Source organism: Streptomyces sp. BR1 (assembly GCF_052373795.1).
Classification (GTDB): Bacteria; Actinomycetota; Actinomycetes; order Streptomycetales; family Streptomycetaceae; genus Streptomyces.
This window is the reverse complement of sequence record NZ_CM126252.1, coordinates 7,185,279-7,204,314: the sequence shown is the minus strand read 5'-3', so window position 1 is coordinate 7,204,314 and position 19,036 is coordinate 7,185,279. Positions and strand designations below refer to the sequence as shown.

At 69.3% G+C, this 19,036-nt stretch carries 16 protein-coding genes and 2 pseudogenes; 7 read left to right on the top strand and 11 right to left on the bottom strand.

What is annotated here, in order from left to right:
* Window positions 1-59: 59 nt before the first annotated feature.
* The 4 genes from ACT1U9_RS31855 to ACT1U9_RS31840 all read right to left on the bottom strand — a co-directional run bounded on the left by ACT1U9_RS31855 (window position 60) and on the right by ACT1U9_RS31840 (window position 3,106).
* Window positions 60-503 carry an SRPBCC family protein gene (locus ACT1U9_RS31855; protein ID WP_444536090.1) on the bottom strand — a complete coding sequence of 148 codons (444 nt, stop codon included), beginning with the start codon at window positions 501-503 and terminating at the stop codon, window positions 60-62.
* A complete protein-coding gene (locus ACT1U9_RS31850) occupies window positions 500-1,300 on the bottom strand; it encodes an ABC transporter permease (protein ID WP_444536089.1) in 801 nt (266 codons plus the stop codon). The genes ACT1U9_RS31855 and ACT1U9_RS31850 overlap by 4 nt, the downstream gene beginning before the upstream one ends.
* Window positions 1,297-1,950 carry an ABC transporter ATP-binding protein gene (locus ACT1U9_RS31845; RefSeq protein WP_444536088.1) on the bottom strand — a complete coding sequence of 218 codons (654 nt, stop codon included), beginning with the start codon at window positions 1,948-1,950 and terminating at the stop codon, window positions 1,297-1,299. Before ACT1U9_RS31845 ends, ACT1U9_RS31850 begins: the two co-directional genes overlap by 4 nt.
* Before the next feature lie 88 nt (window positions 1,951-2,038).
* Window positions 2,039-3,106: a polyprenyl synthetase family protein gene (locus ACT1U9_RS31840; protein WP_444536087.1), complete on the bottom strand. Its 1,068-nt coding sequence runs from the start codon at window positions 3,104-3,106 to the stop codon at window positions 2,039-2,041.
* 243 nt (window positions 3,107-3,349) lie between these two features.
* On the opposite strand from ACT1U9_RS31840, the gene ACT1U9_RS31835 reads away from it, so the two are divergent.
* Together ACT1U9_RS31835 and ACT1U9_RS31830 are read left to right on the top strand one after the other, a co-directional pair.
* The gene (locus tag ACT1U9_RS31835; protein WP_444536086.1) at window positions 3,350-3,727 is read left to right on the top strand and encodes a hypothetical protein; all 378 of its coding nucleotides are present in this window, start codon (window positions 3,350-3,352) and stop codon (window positions 3,725-3,727) included.
* A 260-nt stretch (window positions 3,728-3,987) separates the two neighbouring features.
* Window positions 3,988-4,947 (top strand): glycerophosphodiester phosphodiesterase family protein, encoded by a 960-nt coding sequence (locus ACT1U9_RS31830; protein ID WP_444536085.1) that lies wholly within the window; start codon window positions 3,988-3,990, stop codon window positions 4,945-4,947.
* On the opposite strand, the gene ACT1U9_RS31825 is transcribed toward ACT1U9_RS31830, so the two are convergent.
* From ACT1U9_RS31825 to ACT1U9_RS31815, 3 genes are all read right to left on the bottom strand, one after another.
* On the bottom strand, window positions 4,944-7,658 hold the full coding sequence (locus ACT1U9_RS31825; RefSeq protein ID WP_444536084.1) for a discoidin domain-containing protein: 2,715 nt from the start codon (window positions 7,656-7,658) through the stop codon (window positions 4,944-4,946). The two genes, ACT1U9_RS31830 and ACT1U9_RS31825, sit on opposite strands and share 4 nt — an antisense overlap.
* Window positions 7,659-7,886: 228 nt before the next feature.
* Complete coding sequence (locus ACT1U9_RS31820) at window positions 7,887-9,071, bottom strand: macrolide family glycosyltransferase (protein WP_444536083.1); 1,185 nt, start codon at window positions 9,069-9,071, stop codon at window positions 7,887-7,889.
* A 252-nt stretch (window positions 9,072-9,323) separates the two neighbouring features.
* Window positions 9,324-9,968, bottom strand: coding sequence for a CatB-related O-acetyltransferase (locus ACT1U9_RS31815; protein WP_444536082.1), 645 nt, complete (start codon window positions 9,966-9,968; stop codon window positions 9,324-9,326).
* A gap of 250 nt (window positions 9,969-10,218) precedes the next feature.
* Here ACT1U9_RS31815 and ACT1U9_RS31810 point away from each other — a divergent pair, with 250 nt between their 5' ends.
* From ACT1U9_RS31810 to ACT1U9_RS31800, 3 genes and pseudogenes are all read left to right on the top strand, one after another.
* Window positions 10,219-11,166, top strand: coding sequence for an FG-GAP repeat domain-containing protein (locus ACT1U9_RS31810; RefSeq protein WP_444536081.1), 948 nt, complete (start codon window positions 10,219-10,221; stop codon window positions 11,164-11,166).
* Window positions 11,167-11,245: 79 nt separating this feature from the next.
* A pseudogene (cutA, locus tag ACT1U9_RS31805) lies at window positions 11,246-11,350 on the top strand (divalent cation tolerance protein CutA); the annotation flags it as partial.
* Between the two features lie 19 nt (window positions 11,351-11,369).
* Window positions 11,370-11,447 (top strand): annotated as a pseudogene (locus ACT1U9_RS31800) (short-chain dehydrogenase); the annotation flags it as partial.
* A 272-nt stretch (window positions 11,448-11,719) separates the two neighbouring features.
* On the opposite strand, the gene ACT1U9_RS31795 reads toward ACT1U9_RS31800, so the two are convergent.
* Entirely contained in the window at window positions 11,720-12,283 is a 564-nt protein-coding gene (locus ACT1U9_RS31795; protein ID WP_444536080.1) for a dihydrofolate reductase family protein, read from the bottom strand.
* Window positions 12,284-12,527: 244 nt separating this feature from the next.
* Here ACT1U9_RS31795 and ACT1U9_RS31790 point away from each other — a divergent pair, with 244 nt between their 5' ends.
* The gene (locus tag ACT1U9_RS31790; RefSeq protein WP_444536079.1) at window positions 12,528-13,205 is read left to right on the top strand and encodes an RICIN domain-containing protein; all 678 of its coding nucleotides are present in this window, start codon (window positions 12,528-12,530) and stop codon (window positions 13,203-13,205) included.
* 293 nt (window positions 13,206-13,498) lie between these two features.
* Window positions 13,499-14,989 carry an ArnT family glycosyltransferase gene (locus ACT1U9_RS31785; RefSeq protein WP_444536078.1) on the top strand — a complete coding sequence of 497 codons (1,491 nt, stop codon included), beginning with the start codon at window positions 13,499-13,501 and terminating at the stop codon, window positions 14,987-14,989.
* A gap of 25 nt (window positions 14,990-15,014) precedes the next feature.
* On the opposite strand, the gene ACT1U9_RS31780 is transcribed toward ACT1U9_RS31785, so the two are convergent.
* The 3 genes from ACT1U9_RS31780 to ACT1U9_RS31770 all read right to left on the bottom strand — a co-directional run bounded on the left by ACT1U9_RS31780 (window position 15,015) and on the right by ACT1U9_RS31770 (window position 18,958).
* Window positions 15,015-16,502: an FAD-dependent oxidoreductase gene (locus ACT1U9_RS31780; RefSeq protein WP_444536077.1), complete on the bottom strand. Its 1,488-nt coding sequence runs from the start codon at window positions 16,500-16,502 to the stop codon at window positions 15,015-15,017.
* 271 nt (window positions 16,503-16,773) lie between these two features.
* Window positions 16,774-17,922 (bottom strand): permease, encoded by a 1,149-nt coding sequence (locus ACT1U9_RS31775; protein ID WP_444536076.1) that lies wholly within the window; start codon window positions 17,920-17,922, stop codon window positions 16,774-16,776.
* Between the two features lie 109 nt (window positions 17,923-18,031).
* The gene (locus tag ACT1U9_RS31770) at window positions 18,032-18,958 is read right to left on the bottom strand and encodes a hypothetical protein (protein ID WP_444536075.1); all 927 of its coding nucleotides are present in this window, start codon (window positions 18,956-18,958) and stop codon (window positions 18,032-18,034) included.
* Between the last annotated feature and the right edge of the window lie 78 nt (window positions 18,959-19,036).

Sequence of the window (19,036 nt, the reverse complement as noted above, 5' to 3'; positions counted from 1 at the left end):
GTCACAGTGAAACCGGGAATCCTCACATGGCACACCGGGTTGTTGATGATGACGCTTCCTTACGCGCCAAGGCCGTTCAGAGCACGATGCCCGGCCCGCATGGCCAAGGAGTGGTTGATACGGAACAGCGGCCGCGCCAAGGGCATCCAGCGTCGCAGTGCGGCCTTGCGGACGACGACGTGCTCGGTGAACTGGGCCACGCAGCCGTGCGGTCCGTCCGGCTCCACGGCCCAGCGGACGCTGCCCATGATGTCGCCGTCGAGCGTGGCTTCCAGAATGCGCTCGATCGGGTCCTCCACAACCGCCGTCAGCCGGACCGTCAGTGCGTAAGGGAGGACGGAGCTGATGACGAACTCGCATTCCCGTTCGCCGGTGTGCCGCACGGAAGAGAAGTTCGGCCACCACGCGGGGTAGCCCCCGATGTCGGCGAGTTTCGCGTACATGGCGTCCGGCGGCAGCCGTGTCTTCCAGCGGCCGGTGAAGCGGATGTCGTGAGGGTTCATACGGTTCTCCCGCTCGGCAGTGGGACGCGCGGGGCGGGCAGGTGGCTGCGGGTTCGGGCGAAGAACGCGGCCGTGCCGAGCAGCCACATCGCGAGGAACCAGGCGGGACCGAGCAGCAGATGACCGTACGGAGTGTCCGTGGACGTGAACCCGGCGGTGAAACCGATCTGTGTGGGACCGTATGAGGGAAGGAACTGGAGCCCGCCCCGGTCCGCTGCCCGGTTGCTGATGGGGTTCTGCAGCATGGTGTCGAGCAGGCTGGCCATGATGATGACGAAGAGACCGGCCAGTTCGTTGCGCAGGAACGCGCCGAGCAGGATGCCGATCCCCCCGTAACTCAGCGCGGCGGTGAACAAGCCGAGCGCGAGGAGGAGAGGCCGGACCGGATCCCAGTACCAGCACACCACGGCGGTGGCGTACACGGCGATGAACGCGGAGGCGGTGGTCATCGCGATGACCTTGGCCACCAGGAGACAGGAGCGCGGGTATCCGGCGAGCGCGAGTCTGCGGTCGAAGGCGAGGGCCTTGAAGGTGGTCATGAACATCATGAACCCGACGATGAGCGTCACCGTGTTGATGGCCCCGGACACCATGGTGAGGTGATTGCCGTTGACGGTCATGGTGCGCCCGGTCGCGCGCAGCACGAATCGCGCGGGTTCGGGCGTGACGAACCAGTGCTCCAGCGTCAGCCAGAGCGGGATGTAGACGACGATCAACACCAGGGCCAGGCGGTTGCGGGCGTGTTCGAGCAGCGCGAAGCCGACGCCCGTACGGAATGCTTCCCACGCCCGGCTCATCGCACGGCTCCCCGGGCGCCGACCGGGCGCCCCTCCTCGTGCCACAGCGTCGTCACACCGTCCCGCAACCGGTGGACGACGTCGAGGCGTTGGGCGTCCCGGGCGAGGTGCGACACCACGAGGATGCAGCGCCCCCGCTCGCGCAGCCGGGCCGCGACGTCCCAGAACTGCACATACGTCTCCCAGTCGAAGCCCTGATACGGCTCGTCGAGCAGCAGCACGTGAGGGTCGTGCAGAAGCGCCAGCGTCAGGTTCAGCTTCTGCCGTGTTCCTCCGCTCAGCTGCTCGACGCGCGTGTGCCGGTACTCGGCGAAGCGCAGCTCCTCCAACAGCTCCTCCGCGCGGCCGGTGCCCTGCAGACGGTAGGCGGTCCGGAACCACCGCAGATGCTGGTCGACGGTGAGCGCGTCGTTGAGCACCGCCTCCTGCGGGCAGTACCCCAGCGAACCGCAGCGCTCCACCTCGCCCGCGTCGGCGGCGATCTGCCCGCACAGCACACGCAGCAGGGTGCTCTTGCCCGAGCCGTTCTCCCCCACGACTCCCGCCAGAGTGCCCGGTTCGAGGCGGAACGAGACCCCCTTCAGGACACGTCGTGACCGGTAGGCCTTGTGTACGTCGTGCACGCGCAGGGCGTACGGAGTGGACGGCACGGTGGGTCTCCTCCTCGTGCGCGGGACGGCGCGCGGGTTCGTGCACGGCTATTGCGTTACGTACAGGGCTCTTCCGTGCTTTTCCGTGTCAGCGTCTGCGGCGCGACAGGCAGTCGATGAGCGCCTGCCACTGCTGCCGGACGCTCTCCGGGTTGCCCACCTCGTCCAGTGCGGCGAGGGCCGACGCCACGTGGTGGCCGGCCGCCGCCTTGGCCAGCTCACGGCACCCCGTGGCGTCCAACAGGCCCATGACTTCGGGGATACGGGCCGGGGACAGCGGTGCGGAGTCGAGCAGGTCGGCGACGCGCAGGCCATCGGCGGTGCCGGAGCCTGCGGCAAGGACCAGCGGCAGCGTCTTCTTGCCGCGGAGCAGATCCGCTCCGACGGGCTTCCCGGTCAGCGAGCTCTCGCCCCACAGACCGAGCACATCGTCGACAATCTGGAACGCCACGCCAAGGTCGCTTCCCGCCGCGCGCAGGGCGCGCACCACGGGCGGCGGCGCGTCCGCCAGAACGGCGCCGAGGGCCGCCGCACAGCCGAAGAGCGCACCGGTCTTGCCGCGCGCCATACGCACGTACATGCTCTCGGACGTCTCCCGCAGCGGCCGGTGCTCCAGGGCGAGGTCCTCCGCCTGGCCGTACACCATCTGCTCCGCGGTGACGACGAGGCCTTCCGTGGCCGCGTGGGCGCCCGGCGCCTGGGCCCGCACGACCGTGGCGACGGCCTGGACGATGAGCGCGTCCCCGGCGAGCACGGCGGCACCTGTGCCGAATCGAGCCCACGCGGCGACCTTGCCCCGTCGCTCGGCGTCGCCGTCCATGACGTCGTCGTGGAGCAGGGAGAGCTGGTGCACGAGCTCCACGGCCGTACCGGCGACGGCGGCGAACCGCTCCGGCGCGCCGACGGAGCGGACCGACAGCAGCGCGAGCGCCGCCCGGACCCGCTTGCCCGCGCGGGACACCGGCACCGGGGAGTCGCCGGTGTCCCACCCCAGGTGGTAGCGGCACACCGTGGCCACGGACGGATGCAGCCGGTCCACGGCCTCGCGCAGTGCAGGATCGACGAGCTCCATCCCACGCCGCAGGAGCTCCTCACCTTCCGCCCTGGTCCCGGACCCGTCCAGCAGGCCGACGCCGTGCGGCGGAATATGTGTCATCGAACCCTTGCCCCGTCCCGTGGACCTCGTGGTCGCCTCGGCCTCTCGTCTCACATAACGACGGTCACGATCATGGGTTGCGGCCCGGGACGACGCGATCGGGTCATCCCACGATCACCGCACAGGCAATGACGGCCGGGTCACCCGTTCGAGGGGGCCGGGTGGCTCGCGGGGGGAGGGTGACCAAGAGTGGGCCGGGAGTGGGGGTGACCTGGAGCCCGTCTACTGATGAGGAGGCGCGTCATGCGCCGATGCGCCACCGTCGCCGCGATCGCCCTGTGCGGGGCAGTCGTCGCAGGAACTACGGGACCTGCCTTCGCGGCCGCCGCGCCCGAGCCCCGGCCCGCTGACGGGCATTCGCTGAGCCGGGACCGCCGGGACGGCGACGACGACAAGACCGAGCTGGCGACGTGGATGGCCGAGCTGGACAAGCTCATCGCGGACGAGAAGAAGGACCTGGACGCGGAGATCAAGGACGCCAAGAAAGACTCCGAGGAAGCCAAGGACGACGCGAAGAAGGAGATCGCGGATTCCAAGAAGGAGTTCGACGCATTCTTGAAAGAGTTTGCCGACCTGATCAAGAATCTGACGCCTGACGCGGCGGTACCGCCGAAGCCCTGAACGCTGAGTCCGCGGGCTGCGGTGGCCCGGGATGCGCGAGCCGTTGGAACGCGGTGGACATCTACTCGTACCAACATGAGCTGAGCGGGGCGAAGGCGAAACGTCGCGTGGGGATGCGGGAGATCGGGAGAGTGATGTTACGGGTGCGGCGATGGGCAGCTGTTCTGGCCACGGCGGTTGCGGTCACAGGCGCTGCCACGGCGGTTGCCATGGTTCCGGCCGAGGGATCTGTGGCGCATGGCCGACAAGTGGCAGTGGCCATGGACGGGGGACGGCAGTCCTCGGGAGGTGCCCGACTGCCGCTGGTGATCGCGCATCGGGCCGGTACCGCGGACTTCCCGGAGAACACCGTGCGCGCGATCGACGGAGCGCTCGCCCACAACGTGGACATGATGTGGCTGAGCGTGCAGGTGAGCCGGGACGGCGTCCCTGTTCTGTACCGGCCCGCCGACCTCACCGCACTCACCGACGGCTCGGGAAGCGTCGCGGACATGGACGCCGCGGAGCTGACGCGGCTGAACGCCGGCTACCAGTTCAAGAACGCCGCCGGTGAGTATCCCTACCGGGAGCGTCCCACTCCGATGCCCACGCTGGAGGAGGCTCTGCGGCGTATCCCGCAGCGGATGGGCGTACTGCTGGACATGAAGTCAGCCGACTCCCACACCCTGGCACCCGCGATTGCCAAAACGCTCGACGCTCTGCAGGGCGAGGGACGCGGGGAGTGGCGGCGGGTTCGGTTCTACTCCACCGACAAGCCCAACCTCGATGCCATCGCCACCTACCCCCGGGCGCAACTCTTCGAGGACCGTGACACCACCCGCACGCGTCTGGTCGCCTCACGTCTGACCGGCGACTGCGTCAACGCACCCCGGTCGGGGACATGGGCCGCGTTCGAGCTGCGCCGTGATGTGACGGTGACGGAGAAGTTCACCCTGGGCGAGGGCCGTAGCCCCGTCAATCAGGCCCTGATGTGGGACCGACCCGCCTCGGCCTGTTTCCACACCCACCCCTCGGTCAAGACCGTTCTGATCGGCATCGACACCAAGAACGACTACGCGACCGCCATCAGCCTGGGCGCCTACGCCGTCCTGGCCGACTCCCCCGAGCGAATGATGAAGATCAAGAACGAGGCAACACCGGATCCGGGCGGACTGCACCTGATCGGCAAGTGCGACTCCAGCCACCGTCGCTGCCCAGAAGCCCCTTCCCCGACTGCCTAGTTCACCGTCAGTTCCGCGATCCCCGGATGCGTCTTGGCCCCCGCGTCGCCCCGCACCGTGACCCGTACGTACCGCGCGAGCCGCGCATCGCCTGTTACCGCGCGCTGCCAGTGCCGCCCGTCGAGGGAGAGCTCGATGGTGTAGGCGGTGGGCTTGGTGGTGGTCCAGGTGGGGGTGACCTTCTTGATGCGGACGGGCCTGGTGAGGTCCGTTGTCAGTTGGCCGCTCGCGCCGTCCGGGACCCAGGCCGTGGCCGTGTTGCCGTCGACGGCGGCGTTCGCGTACATGCCGGGTTGTTCGGACGAGGCCGTGGCGGTGGTGCAGCGGGCCGCGTTGGTGGTGGGGGTGAGGTCGGGGCGGCGGGTCTTGAGTACGGCCGGGACGTTCTTGCTCACGATCTGCTCGCCCTGGGGGGTGTCGAGCGTCATCGGCGCCCCGGCGGTGAGGCGCACGGTGGTGCGGTGGGCGCCGAGTTCGATGTCGTAGGTGCGTCCCTGCCAGGTCAGGCCGTGCAGGGTAACGCCGCGGTCGAGCTGCGGCGGCAGCATCGGGTCGAGGTGCAGGCGGTCTTCGCGCATCCGCATGCCGGTCAGGCCGTTGGTGAAGACCTGGAGGAAGCCGCCCTTGCCGGTGAGGAAGTCGTGCGCGGGCGACCCCGCCAACGGGTCTTCGGCGCCCGCCTTGTCGCCCCGGGCCTCGGAGAACTGGCCGAAGGGGCCGCGTACGAACGGCTTGATGGAACGCTCCAGATAGGTGTACGTGGAGCAGCCCGGCTCACCGATTCCGGCGGCGTCGATCGCGTGCACCGAGTCCGTCATGGCCGGGCCGTCGGGGTCGGTGCGCTGCGCGTAGTAGTCGAGGGTGGCGGCGTCGGCGCCCTGGGGCATCGGCCACTCCAGCGGGTACATCAGCAGGACCGTGTCGGCCTGTTTGATGGTGCTGCCCTGGTAACCGTCGTACTGCTGGAAGACCTTGCTCTTCGCGTCGTACGGGATCCGGATGCGGTCGGCGATCGCGTTCCACTCCGCGGGGGCCTGCTTGCCGAGCAGTTGGGCGGCGCGGGTGGCGTGGCGCAGGGCGGTGGCGGCGCCGGCGTTGGTGAAGACCGCGTCGTCGACGCCGTTGCTGTATTCGTCGGGCCCGGCCGTGTCCTTGATCGAGTAGCTGCCGTCCGCGTTGCGGCTGACGCGGCCCGCCCAGAACTCGGCGATGCCCTGCAGCACCGGCCAGCCGCACTCGCGCAGCCAGCGCGTGTCGTTGGTGGCCAGGTAGTACTGCCAGGTGGCCAGGGAGATGTCGGCCTGGAGGTGGATCTGGGTGCGGCAGTGCGGCGGGTCGACGCTGTGGCACTCCTGGGCCAGGTTGCCCGAACTTCCGCTGTTCCAGGGGTAGAAGAGCCCTTGATAGCCGAGCTTACGGGCGTTCTCGCGCGCCCCCGCGAGGGTCCGGTAGCGGTAGTCGACCACGGTCTTGGCGAGTTCGGGCCGGGTGGCCAGCAGGCCCGGGTACATCCACGTCTCGGCGTCCCAGAAGACGAGGCCCGCGTAGTTGTCGCTGGTCAGGCCCGTCGGAGCAATGCTGTTGGCCGCGCCTTCCCGGGTGTTGGAGAGCAGACCGTACTGCGCGGACCGCACCCACGACTGCATCTCGGGCTGCCCGGGTACCTCGATGTCGCTGCGCCACAGCCGCGACCAGGCGGCGGTGTGGGCGCGCAGCAGGGCATCCCAGCCACGGTCGGCGGCACGCTGCGAGGTGGCGGTGGCGTCCCGGCGCGGGGCGCGCGAGGTCAGAGCCGTGTCGATGCCGACGTACTTGGTGAAGTCGTACGACTGCCCGCGCCGGACGGGAAGGGTGAGGGCCTGATGAGACGTCATGTTCTTTGCCTGCTCGGCCTGTTGGGCCTTGGCGCCGTGCGCTCCACCTCCTGCGCGCAGGGTGGAGGCGACGGCTCCGTCCACGTTCGTGCCGTCCGTACGGAACGCCACGTCCATGCTCGGTGCGGCCTGGCCGCTGGTGCGGTCTCCCCCACCGGTCTGCTGCATACGCCGTGCGCCGCGACCGTCCAGGACGTCGGTGACCGTCGCCTCGCCGCTCCAGTGCGGCGTCATGCTCATACGTACGGCGCCCGCGTGCGGGTTGACGCGGTCGGCGAGCACCTCGTACACGAGGTCGGTCCGGCGGCCGTCAACGGCGGTCCAGGTCAGGGACGTACGCACCACGCCGCAGTAGAGGGAGAGCGACTGGCGGTAGTGGGAGATCCGGCCGGGCGACGTCGAAGAGTTGAAGGTATCGCCGTGCGCTCCACCAGTGGTGACGGTGAGTCCGGTCCAGGTGGGCAGCGCCGCGACGGCCTGCCGGTCACCGGCGGTCTGCTTGTTGTGCGCGTACAGGCCGGACACGAAGGAGCCGTCGTAGCGCGGGGTGAACAGCGGCCAGCCGGTCTTGGCCGTGCTGTCGGCGTATCCGGCACCGTTGGGCGGCACTCGCTGCCCCAGGTAGCCGTTGCCGACGAAGGCATGGTGGGTGTCTGCGGCATCGATACGGGTGGTGCCGAGGGTCCAGCCGTCGTTGTCGCGGCAGTTCGCGGTCGTGGCGGCGGTGTTCCGCGCCGGCTGCGAGACAGCCGGCGACGCGGAGGTGACGAGCGCTCCGGCCAGCAGCACCGCGGTCAGCCGGGCGGCACGCGGCCGCACACCGAGGGAGTACGTCATTGTTCTCCGTCACTCTGGTTCGCCTGCGAGGGTCCAGGGACCATAAATTTCCTGAACGATCCGCGTCAATAGCTAGGCATTATTAATCAACTTCCGAACGAGTAAGCCCTGCAGCGTGGCGTGGGGGCGTCACGCCTTGCGGTCCGAAGGTGAGAGGTGCAGGTGAGAGCAGCGGGGTGGTGAAGCAGCGCACTGCCTCACCACCCCGCCGATTGCGGCGTTTGAGGCTCAGGCCAGCATGTTCTCGATGAGGTCGGCGGCGCGCGAGGTGCCGCCTTCGGCCCGCACGTCGGCGCGCAGCTGTGCCGAGCGGCGGGCGACCTCCGCATCGGTGACCAGGTCGTTCAGCGCTGTCCGCAGGGTCTCGGCGGTGGCTTGCGCCGTGTCGATGCGGCGGGCCACGCCGAGTTCCACGAGCCGGTCGGAGTTCATGAACTGGTCGGCGGCCTGCGGCACGGCGATCATCGGGACGCCTGCCAGCAGTCCTTCGCTGCATCCGCCCATGCCGGCGTGGGTGACGAAGGCGTCCGCCTGTTCCAGGATCGCCCGCTGCGGGACCCAGGAGTGCACCTCGACGTTGGACGGTATGTCGCCGAGTTCCCGCGCGTCGGTGTACTTGCCGATCGTGAGCACGACGTGCCAGCCGGGCAGGTTGCCGTAGGCGGCCAGGCACTGGCGGTAGAACTCCGGTTGCCGGGTGAACGCCGACCCCAGGGAGATCAGCAGTACGTTCTCCGCATCCGCCGGACGGGTCCAACCGTCCGCTTCCGCAGGCAAGTCGAAGCAGGGCCCGACGAAGGTCACCGTGTCGGTGTCGACCTTGTCGGCGTACGGCTGCATCGCCCGGGTGATCAGCGCGAGAGCCCGGGCGGGAGGGCCGCAGAAGTCGTCCACGCCGGTGGTCGAGGCCCCGCAGTCGGCGAGCCACTGGGCGAACTTCGCCTGGTAGGCGTCGGCGCCCGGCAGTTGGCGCAGGTAGGCCGCGACGTCCTGGGCGTAGCCGTCCCAGCCCACGAATGTGGGAGACAGCTGCATGACGGGCCGCGCCTGCGATTCGGCGAGGGCGCGCGCGGCGTAGGCGCCGATGTCGTACAGGTACAGGTCCGCCGGGTCGTGGTCGTAGGCGGCGCGCAGCTGCGGAAGTGCCTGGACGGCGTCGTCGAGGAAGAGTCCCATCGTGGCGATGGGGTCGTCCGGCCAGTTGTTGTCGGCGACCGGCAGCACGGAGGTGCAGGGCACGAATTCAGCGCCGGTGGACGTGATCAGATCGGCCACCGCCGGATCGTTGGCGTACGTCACCCGATGGCCGCGGGCAACCAGCTCGCGGATGATCTCAAGGCTCGGCAGGACGTGGCTGACGATGGGGATACCGACCATCGCGATGTGGGCACGGCGAGGGAGCACGGACGGCATGGAGGACACGGAAGTCACTGAGGATCAACTCACTTCAGGTCTACGGCGAAAGAGACACAGCAAGCCGACGCGCCGACCGCTCCGAATGGCTCGGTCGTCGGCGCGCAGATGGGCATGCGGGAGGAGGGCCGGGGCGTCTGCCCCGACCGTGTCAGCCGTAGATCTGAAGGAAGGAGTACATGCCCGCGACTCTAGCCCGCCCTCACACGTGTGAGCACGTCAATTACCGTCGCTTGCCATCGGGCGGCCCCTTCAGGCGTCTGCGGGGGCGGCGGCTTCGAGGTCGGCGATGCTGCCCGACATGATCGTCCGTACGTGCTCGGTGATGTGATCCGCAGGCCAGTCCCACCAGGCCACGGCCAGCAAGCGGACGATGTCCTCGTCGTCGTAACGGGTGCGGATGAGACGGGCCGGGTTGCCGCCGACGATCCCGTAGTCGGGCACGTCGCTGGTGACCACGGCGCCGGAGGCGATGATCGCGCCGTGTCCGATCCGTACGCCGGGCATCACCGTCGTACTGTGACCGAACCAGACGTCGTTGCCGACGACGGTGTCCCCTCGGTTGGGCAGGCCGGTGAGCAGGTCGAAGTGCTCGGACCAGGAGCCGCCCATGGTGGGGAAGGGAAAGGTCGAGGGGCCGTCCATACGATGGTTGGCGCCGTTCATGATGAACCGTACGCCCGTGCCCAGCGCGCAGAACTTGCCGATGACCAGCTTCTCCGGACCGTAGTGGTAGAGCACGTTGCGCTTCTCGAACGCGGTCGCGTCGTCCGGGTCGTCGTAGTAGGAGTACTCCCCCACCTCGATCAGCGGGGACTTCACCAGCGGCTTGAGCAGCACCACCCGCGGGTGCTCGGGCATCGGGTGGAGGAGCGTCGGGTCGGCAGGTGCAGGCATGGTGCGTTCCTTCTGGGGTGCGTGTCGGTATCCGCTCCATGATCGCGGCGACGCGCTGGCGGGAACACCCTTTTACGCCTCCACGAACAGGCACCTGCTGCCCATCAGTGCTCCGGGCCGGGCCGTTCGCCAGCGCGAACACCCCGTGGCCCCTCTGTGAGGGACCAGTGAAGCGCCTGTGTAAGGTGCGATACCTGCGGCGCGGTACAGACCAATCGCGCCATTTCGCGACCAGCCGGGGGGCTAGTTCATGAAGTTCGTCCAGCGACGTGCGTTCCAGCGCGCGCTCGCCGCCACCGCCATCGCCACGGCGATGGTCACCACCGCCGGGACCGCGTTCGCCGCCGGGAACCCGGTCGACGCCAAGGAGCAGCGCGCCAAGGCCGAGGCCCAGCACCGCGCGCACGGCCCCAAGGGCCTCGCCGCCCCGCGCGCCGCCGCGCAGGGCCGGGTGGAGACGCCCACGTTCTCCATGACGGCCGTCGACAAGCGGACCGGCAACCTGTACCTGTACTTCCCGAACCGCCAGGGCGGCTTCGACGCCCGCTACGACGTAGGGGTCGACTACAGCTTCGCCGCGTTCGAGGCCGACGTCGACAACGACAAGGACGGCCACAGCGAGAGCACCTGGCACGTCGACAAGAACGGCCAGCTGACCTACACGTACCACAGGTCGGAATTCGACCTGGACACCAAGACCATCGGTGGGGGCTGGCAGATCTACGACAAGGTCCTCTCCCCCGGCAACCTCGCCGGTGCGGGTGAGGCCGACATCATCGCCCGCGACAAGGCGGGCGTGCTGTGGCTCTACCTCGGCTATCCCGACGGCCGGGTCACCGCCCGCACGAAGATCGGCGGCGGCTGGGGCCAGTACACCGAGATCGCGGGCCAGGGCGACCTCAACGGCGACGGGCTCACGGACATCGTCGCCCGCGACAAGGACGGCGTGCTCTGGCTGTACACCGGAACCGGCGACCGCAACGACCCGTTCAACCGGCGCACCAAGATCGGCGGCGGCTGGAACGCGTACAACCGGATCCTGTCGGTGGGCGACCTCGACGGCGACGGCCGCTCCGACCTCGTCGCCCGCGCCAACAACGGCGACCTGTACCGCTACTCCGGCAACGGTGACAGCAGCGACCCGTTCGACAACCGGGTCAAGATCGGCTGGGGCTACAACATCTACAACCTGCTCTGACCGGACAGGGGTGGCCCGCGGGGCGTTGACGGCCGGTCCGACCGGCCCGGTGCGCCCCGCGGGCACCGCGTTTCCAGGGCACAGCTACGCGGTCCCGGAGTGGATCACACTCCCGGTCACAGGGGGCTCCGAGGCGTATCTGACGTGGGTGGTCGACCAGTCAACGCCGCAGGCTTCCGCGTAGTGCCGCACGCTGCGAACGACTCAAGCTGGCCCTGCTGCCGGACGACGGCCCCACCGGCGGTTTCTTCTCCTTGGACGGAACGCCTGCGCCCTGGTGATTGCGAGACTTCGTTGATGGGCGGCGTTGGTCCGCGGCGAGTCGGCTAGGGCCTGTCCGGTGGATCTTGCCTGGGACGCGCGGGCCTGGCACGCACATCTGCCGCGTTGTCGTCGGTTGCCGACTCCCCCAAGTTCTCGGCTCCGCTCGAACAGGGGGCACCCCCATCGCGTCGCCGCCCTCCTCCGCCTTGCAGCTGCACGCACCAGACCCCCGCTCACCAGCACCTAAACGCACCCCGGACCGAAGGCGGCCAGATCCACCGGACAGACCCTAGCGCGCCACGCGGTAGCGGAGGTGGACGACTTTCGAGCTGAAGGTGCGGGTCTCGACGAGTTCGAGATCCACCCGGCGCTCGTGCCGGGGAAAGTACGGGATGCCGCCGCCGACCAGCACCGGGTAGACCCTGGGCCGGTACTCGTCGATCAGGCCCAACGCGGCCGCCTCGGCGGCGAGGGTCGCGCCGCCGATCGCGATGTCGCCCTGCCCCGGCTCGGCTCGCAACCGCTCGATCTCCTGCGCCAGGCCGCCGGAGGCCAGGCGGGCGTTGCCCTGCACCGCCGACAGCGTGGTGGAGAACACCACCTTGGGAAGCGGCTTCCAGACCGCGGTCCATTCGAGCATCAAGTCGTCGAGTGATGGATCCTGGTCGGCGGTCTCCCAGTACAGCATCGTCTCGTACAGCCGACGTCCCATCAGATGGACGCCGACCTCGCGGATCTCGTCGGTGGCGAAGCGGAAGATCTCCTCGTCGGGCGCCGTCCAGTTGAAGCCGCCATCCGGCCCGACGATGTAGCCGTCGAGTGAGATACCCATCGAATACGTCACGCTGCGCATCAGAAGTCCTCCTCGGTTACGGGTTGACAGTACGACCGTCAAACACCACAGGACTCATCGCGGCTCGCCGCATCCCCTGGACCAAGCCCTTCTCGGGGCAACCGGATGACACATCGTCAGTTCGCGTCGCATTCGAACAATACGTCCCCGGCACCTTCCCACCACACTCGACGCGACCTCGATCAAACGTGCGATCGGGCGCGCCTGAGCAGGGCCGCTGCTCCGTGAGGAAGGAACCCACGACGTGTTCAAGAGAATCGCGCTGCTGGCCGCAGCGCTCGGGCTGCTCGCCGTACCCATCACGGGGACGGCCTCCGCACAGCCCGCCGGTCCGGGACAGACCTCGGTGGCGGCCGCAGTTCCGCTCAAGGCCAACCCCCAGGTGTCCCCGGCCGCAGTCGCCGCGCTGAAGGGCATGACCCCGGTGGCCCCGGCGGACGTCGCCAAGTTGCTCGACAAGGCTTCCGGTTCCGCCATGGCACCCACGCTGCGGACCGACGGCGTCTACGACCACATCAGCAACTACAACAGCAACCAGTGTCTGGCCGTGCCCGGCGGGAGCACGGCCCAGGGCACCGGGCTCATCCAGTGGCCATGCGGCAATTGGCGCGACCACTACTGGTCCGTGCAGTACCAGTTCACGAACGGCGGCTTCTACTGGTACCACGTCGTCAACCTCAACAGCGGGCAGTGCCTGGCCGTACCCGGCGGCAGTACGACCCAGGGCACCCAGGTCATCCAGTGGCCGTGCGGCCAGTGGGCCGACCACTACTGGGCGTTCGCCACGGACAAGGCCGGCGTCACCCACATCGCCAACGGCAACAGCGGACAGTGCCTGGCCATACCCGGCGGTAGCACGGCCCAGGGCACCAAGGTCATCCAGTGGCCCTGCGGCCAGTGGAACGACCACTACTGGTACTGATCATCACCGCCTACGGCCTTCGGCCCGTGCCAGTGCCCGAAGGCCGTCAACATGACGGGTGCCCGCGATGAGTTTTCGCCGACGCGGGAGTCACACCATGCACAGGCGCATTCCGCTTCGTACGTGAAAGAAGGCAGGGCCAGGAGGGCGAGGCCCCACGCGGAGCCCGGTATCCCAGTTGCTCTCCCCACCGGGCGATCTGCGGCAACCGCCTTGGCCGCGCCGGTCGTGGCTGCCACACTGCGGCGGTGGACATTCGGGGGGATGGGCTCGTTGGTCAGCAACAACCGCTCGTGCTAAGGCCGTTCGCGTTACGTCCGGTCGCGTTGGTGGCGGCCGTTCTCGCCGCGGTGTTGGTCGCACTGTCCGGGCGATACGGCTTTCATCGCGACGAGCTCTACTTCCTGCTCGCCGGCCGGCATCCGGTCTGGGGCTACGTCGACGAGCCGCCGCTCACACCGTTGCTCGCCCGTGCCGGTGCCGCCGTCTTCGGCGCGAGCCCAACAGGTCTGCGGGTCGTCCCCGCGCTGCTCTCCGCATGCTCGGTGGTGCTGACCGCCCTGCTGGCCCGGGAGCTGGGAGCGAGCCGTGGCGGACAGATCTTCGCGGCCGGGTGCTGTGCCTGCTCCGGGTACGTCCTGGCCATCGGCCACTTGCTGTCCACCAGCACCTTCGATCTGACCGCCCAGCTCGGCGTCCTGCTCCTGACACTCCGGCTGCTGCGGACCCGAGACGGCCGCTGGTGGCCGGTCCTGGGTGTGGCGGTCGGGGTGGCTCTGCTGAACAAGCAGCTCGTCCTGTCGTTGCTCCTCACCCTGCTCGTGGGTCTGCTCATGGCCCGCCCCTGGCGCGAACTCGCCCGGCGTCCCCGGCCCGGCAGTGCACGGCTGCTGCTCGGACCGCTGCTCGCAGTGTTCCTCGCCCTCCTTATCTGCGCACCCACGCTCTGGTGGCAGGCCACGCACGGCTGGCCCGAGCTGAAGGTGGCCCGGGTTCTCAGCCACGTGAGCGGCGTGTCAGGACGGCTGCTCTTCCTGCCGCTCCAACTGCTCCAGTTCTCCCCCGTCCTTGTTCCCATCGCGATCGTGGGCCTGCGCCAACTGCTGCGCGATGACGAGCTGCGCTGGGCACGACCGCTGGCGCTCGCCTACCCGGTGCTCTGCGTCCTGGTGCTCATCGGCGGCGGCAAGCCGTACTACCCGCTCCCGCTGCTGCTCGCCGTGACGGCGGCCGGGTGTGAACCCGTCGTCCGCCGTGCCCGCCGGTCCTGGCGAACGCTCACACCCCTGCTTCTCCTGGCGGCGGCCACCAGTGCCCTGGCGGCGCTGCCCGTGCTACCGGTCTCGGCGGTCGCCGTGACCAACGCCGTCGACGTCGACCAGGGCGAGCAGGTCGGCTGGCCCCGATTCACCCGTACCGTCGCGGCCGCCTGGACCGCGATCCCCGCAGCATCGCGCGTCCACGCCGTCCTGCTCACCTCGAACTACGGCGAGGCGGGCGCCCTCGCCCGCTACGGGCCCGCCTACGGTCTCCCCACCGCGTACTCCGGCCATATGAGCCTGTACGACTGGGGCCCGCCCCCGGACAGCGACGACGGCCCCGTCCTGCTGGTCGAGCAGGCCAACGGCCACCAGTTGGAACAGCACTTCACCAACTGCCGCACCGTTGCCCGGATCGACAACGGCCACGGCATCAGCAACGAGGAGCAGCACGCGAAGGTCGCGCTGTGCGAAGGCGCGCACCAGCGGTGGTCCGCGCTCTGGCCGTCACTACGCGAGTACTGACCCACCGTGGCCCGGCGCCGCTCGTTCACCCGGGCGGCCGGATCGACAGTGCGTGGTGGAAGACGTCGCGCGGGTCCCAGCGGGCCTTGATCTGTTGGAGGCGCGGGTAGTTGTCCTTGTAGTAGAGGGTGTGCCAGGGGACGCCGGAGGTGTTCCACTCGGGGGCGGCCAGGTCGGTGTCGGGGTAGTTGATGTACGAGCCGTCGCTCACCGCACCGGGCACGGGGACGCCGCCGGTGTCGGCGTACACATCGCGGTAGAAGTTGCGGACCCAGGCGAGGTTGGTGGCGTCGTCGGACTCGGCGGACCAGATGGTCTGGTAGACGGCCTTCATGATCACGTCGCGTTGGGCGACGGCGGTGGCGTTCGACGGTACGGCGCCGACTTGGCCGCCGTACCCGACGAGGAGCATGCCACTGCCCGCCGTGCCCGTACTGTTGGTCAAGTTCCGGTAGATGGCGGCGAGTTGCGCGTCGGTGAACGAGCGGCGCAGATAGCCTGCCTTGATCTTGTAGCGGCGGGTGCCGACGTTGCCGGGCTCGCCGGTGCCCGGCCAGGTGGTCGGGTGCAGCCAGGGCATCGTCAGCGGGGTCACCTTGCCGTCGAGGCCGGTGTCCGCCGTCACGGCTTTCACGAAATCGGTGACCATCCCCGTGGCGTTGGGGATGTCCGCGTCGATCTGAACGGTCATCAGGAAGCCGCCCGCGCTGCGGTGCGTCGGGATGAGGATCGCGTACAGCCCGGTGTACGGGGAGTCGGGCGCACTATTGCGTTCGTGCCAGGTTCCGAAGTTGCGCAGCAGCCTGGTGAAGGCCCGCTGGGTCATCTGCTTGTCCCAGGCCCAGTTGACCAGGACCGCGAGTTGTTCGCGCGGTGCGGCCGGCAGGAGCTTGGACGGGTCGTTCCCGCTCACCCCGGGTGAACGCAGCCAGTACCGGGTGACCACCCCGAAGTTCCCGCCGCCCCCGCCCGTGTGCGCCCAGAACAGGTCACGGTGCGGGTCGTCCGGCTCCCGCGTCGCCACCACGGCGCGGGCGGTGCCCTCGCGGTCGACCACCACCACCTCCACGCCGTACAGGTGGTCCACCACCGAACCGTACCGGCGCGAAAGCGGCCCGTACCCGCCACCGGCGAAGTGCCCGCCCGCGCCCACCTCCGGGCAGCCGCCCGCGGGGACGGTCACGCCCCAGCCCTTGAACAGCGTCCGGTAGACGTGCCCGAGCGTGGCTCCCGGCTGCACCGCGAACGCGCCGCGCGCCGCGTCGTAACCGACCGCGTCCATGGGCGACAGGTCCAGGAGCATCCGCACGGACGGGTCGGCGGTGAAGTTCTCGAAGCAGTGCCCGCCACTGCGGACGCCGACAGTGCGTCCGGACCGTACGGCATCCGTGACCGCACGCACCACCTGCCCCGTCGAGCCGACGACACGGATCTCGTCCGGCCGCCCCACGAAGCGGAAGTTGTTGCCGCGCAGGAGGCTGTCGTACCGGGTGTCGCCCGGACGGACCGTCACCGGTCCGAAAGGCTCTTTCGTCGCCACGCCGGTATCCGCCGCAGCCGGCGTGGCCACGAGGCTTGCGGCCGCGCCACCCGCAGCAACCGCGCCCGCCGCTGCCAGCAGCCCACGCCGACTGGGCGGGTCGAGGTTCGATCTGTTCAACACGACCTCCTGGTTTGGTGATGACTGCCAACTTCCCATTGCTGCCCAGTACTTGACGGTTCATCATGACTCAGCTCGCGCCCTCACCCAACCCGCAGGGATACGGCGATTGGAGGGCCACTCCTCAGCCGTCGTGGCCGGGGTCGGGGGCGCCGCCCATCATGCGGAGCATGGACGGTCCGCCGGTGCGCCAGAACCGCACCACGAGCGCGGCGGCCAGGACAAGGAAGGCGATGTTCAGCCAGGTGGTGTAGTTCCAGCTCACGCCCTCCATGGGGATCTTCGCGTCGGCCTGGTCGGGGATCAGGCCGAGGCCGCCGAAGGTGAACTCGACGATGTACCCGGCGACGACCATCGCAACGTAGAACGTGCCGAGCAGGAACGCGGCGGTCCTGGCGCCGTAGTACTTCCGGTAGATGTTGAGGATCGGCAGGATCAGCAGGTCGGCGAAGATGAAGGCGACCACACCGCCGAAGCTGATGCCGCCCTTCCAGAGCACCACCGCCAGTGGCACGTTGCCGATGGAGCACACGAATGAGGCCATCGCCACCACCGGGCCGACGATCGGGCCCCACAGCTTGGCGGCGAGCGGGTGACCCTCGAAGAAGAAGGTGCGCCAGAAGGAGTCGGGAACCCAGGCGGCGATGGCACCGGCGATGAACAGGCCGACGACCAGATCGCGTACGATCGCCGCCCACTCCATGACGAAGACATGCGAAGTAGAGGTGAAACCCTCGCGGGAGAACAGGCGCCGGGCGAAGGAGCCCTCACCGCGAACGGACATGTCCATCGCCGCGTGCCCCTCCATCGAGCCGGCCAGCCCCCGTTCGGCCTGCTCGCGGGCCGCCCGCAGGAGTCCGTCCCTCAGGAAGAGCCGGAACAGCACCGCCAGCATGACGATCATGATGGGGCCGCCGACGAATTCGGCGGCGGTGAACTGCCAGCCCATCAACAGGGCCAGGATCACACCGAGTTCGACGACCAGGTTGGTGGAGGCGATCTCGAAGGCCATCGCGGCGGTGAAGTTCGCGCCCTTGCGGAACAGCGAGCGGGCCAGCGCCACGGCCGCGTACGAGCAGGACGAGGACGCCGCGCCCAGTCCGGCGGCGACGGCCAGGGTGCGGGGCCGGTCATCGCCCAGGAGCGAGACCACCGTGGATTTACGGACGACGGCCTGGACGACGGCGGACAGGGCGAAGCCCAGGATCAGGGCCCAGGTGATCTCCCAGGTCATGGATCCGGTGATCGACAGAGCGTGCAGTACGGCGTGCATCTGTGAAGCCTTCCCTGCGCAGGAGGGCCCGCCACGGACGGACACGCCCGCTTTGGGGGCGAGTCCGTCGGGCGGGGCGCCGCCGTTACGGGCGGCGCCCCGCCGGGGATCAGCCGACGCGCAGCGTCAGGGCGGCGGTGTGGAGCTTGCCACCGGTCCGGAACTGCAGGAACAGCCGCCAGTTGCCCGCGGTGGGCAGTTCGGCGTGGAAGGACAGGTCCGGGCCGCCGTTGTCGCCGGTCACCTTGGTGGTCGGGTGGAGGTGGGCGAACGCGGCGTCGCCTTCGTGGAAGGCGGTCAGGTGCGCGTACGTGTCCAGGTACGGCTGAAGGTCGGTGACAGGCTTGCCGTCCTTGGCGATCGACACGGTCAGCGGGTGCGCCATGCCCGCCATGAGCTCGCCCTTGACGGCGACGGTGTACCCGTCGACCTCCGTACTGGTCGCCGGTGCGGGCAGCGGGGTCTTCGCGGCGTCGCCGGGCACCGTGACCGTGCGCGAGAGCACGAAGTCCTTGCCCTTCGCGGTACCCGTGGTCGGGGTGAAGGAGGTGAACATGCGCCAGGAGCCCGGGGCGAGGGCAGACAGGTCCGCGCTCCAGGTACCGTCGGCGGCCATGGTCGGGTGGAGGTGCTGGAAGCCGGTCAGGTCGGAGCGGATGGCGTAGAAGTGCATCCGCTTGGTCTGGTCGACGGCGAAGTCGGTGACCGCCTTGCCGTCCGGGCCGGTCACGGTGAAGCGGTACGCGGCCTGCTTGCCGCCCGGCAGCGTGGTGTCCTTCGAGGTGAGGCGGTAGCCGTCCTTGCTGTCGGACAGGCCGTTGCCGGACGCCATGCGGTCCATGCCGGGCATGTCACCCATCGCGGGCGAACCGCTGGGCGAGGACGATGCGGAGGACTTGCCGCCGTGGTCCATGCCCGGCATGGACGACGAGTCACTGGAGGAGCCGCAGGCGGCCAGCGTCAGCGCGAGTGAGGCTGCGGCAGCTGCCATGGCGATCGCACGGCGGCGCGCGGTGAAACGGGAAGCGGAGAACATTGGTGGGGTCTTTCCGGTGAGCGCACCACACCGGTGGCGCGCGGAGACAGTGAGGGCACGTCTGCCGGTCCCGGCCGG

What these genes read in the sequence shown, in the direction of transcription:
- ACT1U9_RS31855 (WP_444536090.1), bottom strand. Translation starts at nt 503, where the DNA reads ATGAACCCTCACGACATCCGCTTCACCGGCCGCTGGAAGACACGGCTG.
- ACT1U9_RS31825 (WP_444536084.1), bottom strand. Translation starts at nt 7,658, where the DNA reads ATGACGTACTCCCTCGGTGTGCGGCCGCGTGCCGCCCGGCTGACCGCG.
- ACT1U9_RS31840 (WP_444536087.1), bottom strand. Translation starts at nt 3,106, where the DNA reads ATGACACATATTCCGCCGCACGGCGTCGGCCTGCTGGACGGGTCCGGG.
- ACT1U9_RS31770 (WP_444536075.1), bottom strand. Translation starts at nt 18,958, where the DNA reads ATGTTCTCCGCTTCCCGTTTCACCGCGCGCCGCCGTGCGATCGCCATG.
- ACT1U9_RS31820 (WP_444536083.1), bottom strand. Translation starts at nt 9,071, where the DNA reads ATGCCGTCCGTGCTCCCTCGCCGTGCCCACATCGCGATGGTCGGTATC.
- ACT1U9_RS31830 (WP_444536085.1), top strand. Translation starts at nt 3,988, where the DNA reads ATGGACGGGGGACGGCAGTCCTCGGGAGGTGCCCGACTGCCGCTGGTG.
- ACT1U9_RS31815 (WP_444536082.1), bottom strand. Translation starts at nt 9,968, where the DNA reads ATGCCTGCACCTGCCGACCCGACGCTCCTCCACCCGATGCCCGAGCAC.
- ACT1U9_RS31795 (WP_444536080.1), bottom strand. Translation starts at nt 12,283, where the DNA reads ATGCGCAGCGTGACGTATTCGATGGGTATCTCACTCGACGGCTACATC.
- ACT1U9_RS31775 (WP_444536076.1), bottom strand. Translation starts at nt 17,922, where the DNA reads ATGCACGCCGTACTGCACGCTCTGTCGATCACCGGATCCATGACCTGG.
- ACT1U9_RS31835 (WP_444536086.1), top strand. Translation starts at nt 3,350, where the DNA reads ATGCGCCGATGCGCCACCGTCGCCGCGATCGCCCTGTGCGGGGCAGTC.
- ACT1U9_RS31850 (WP_444536089.1), bottom strand. Translation starts at nt 1,300, where the DNA reads ATGAGCCGGGCGTGGGAAGCATTCCGTACGGGCGTCGGCTTCGCGCTG.
- ACT1U9_RS31810 (WP_444536081.1), top strand. Translation starts at nt 10,219, where the DNA reads ATGAAGTTCGTCCAGCGACGTGCGTTCCAGCGCGCGCTCGCCGCCACC.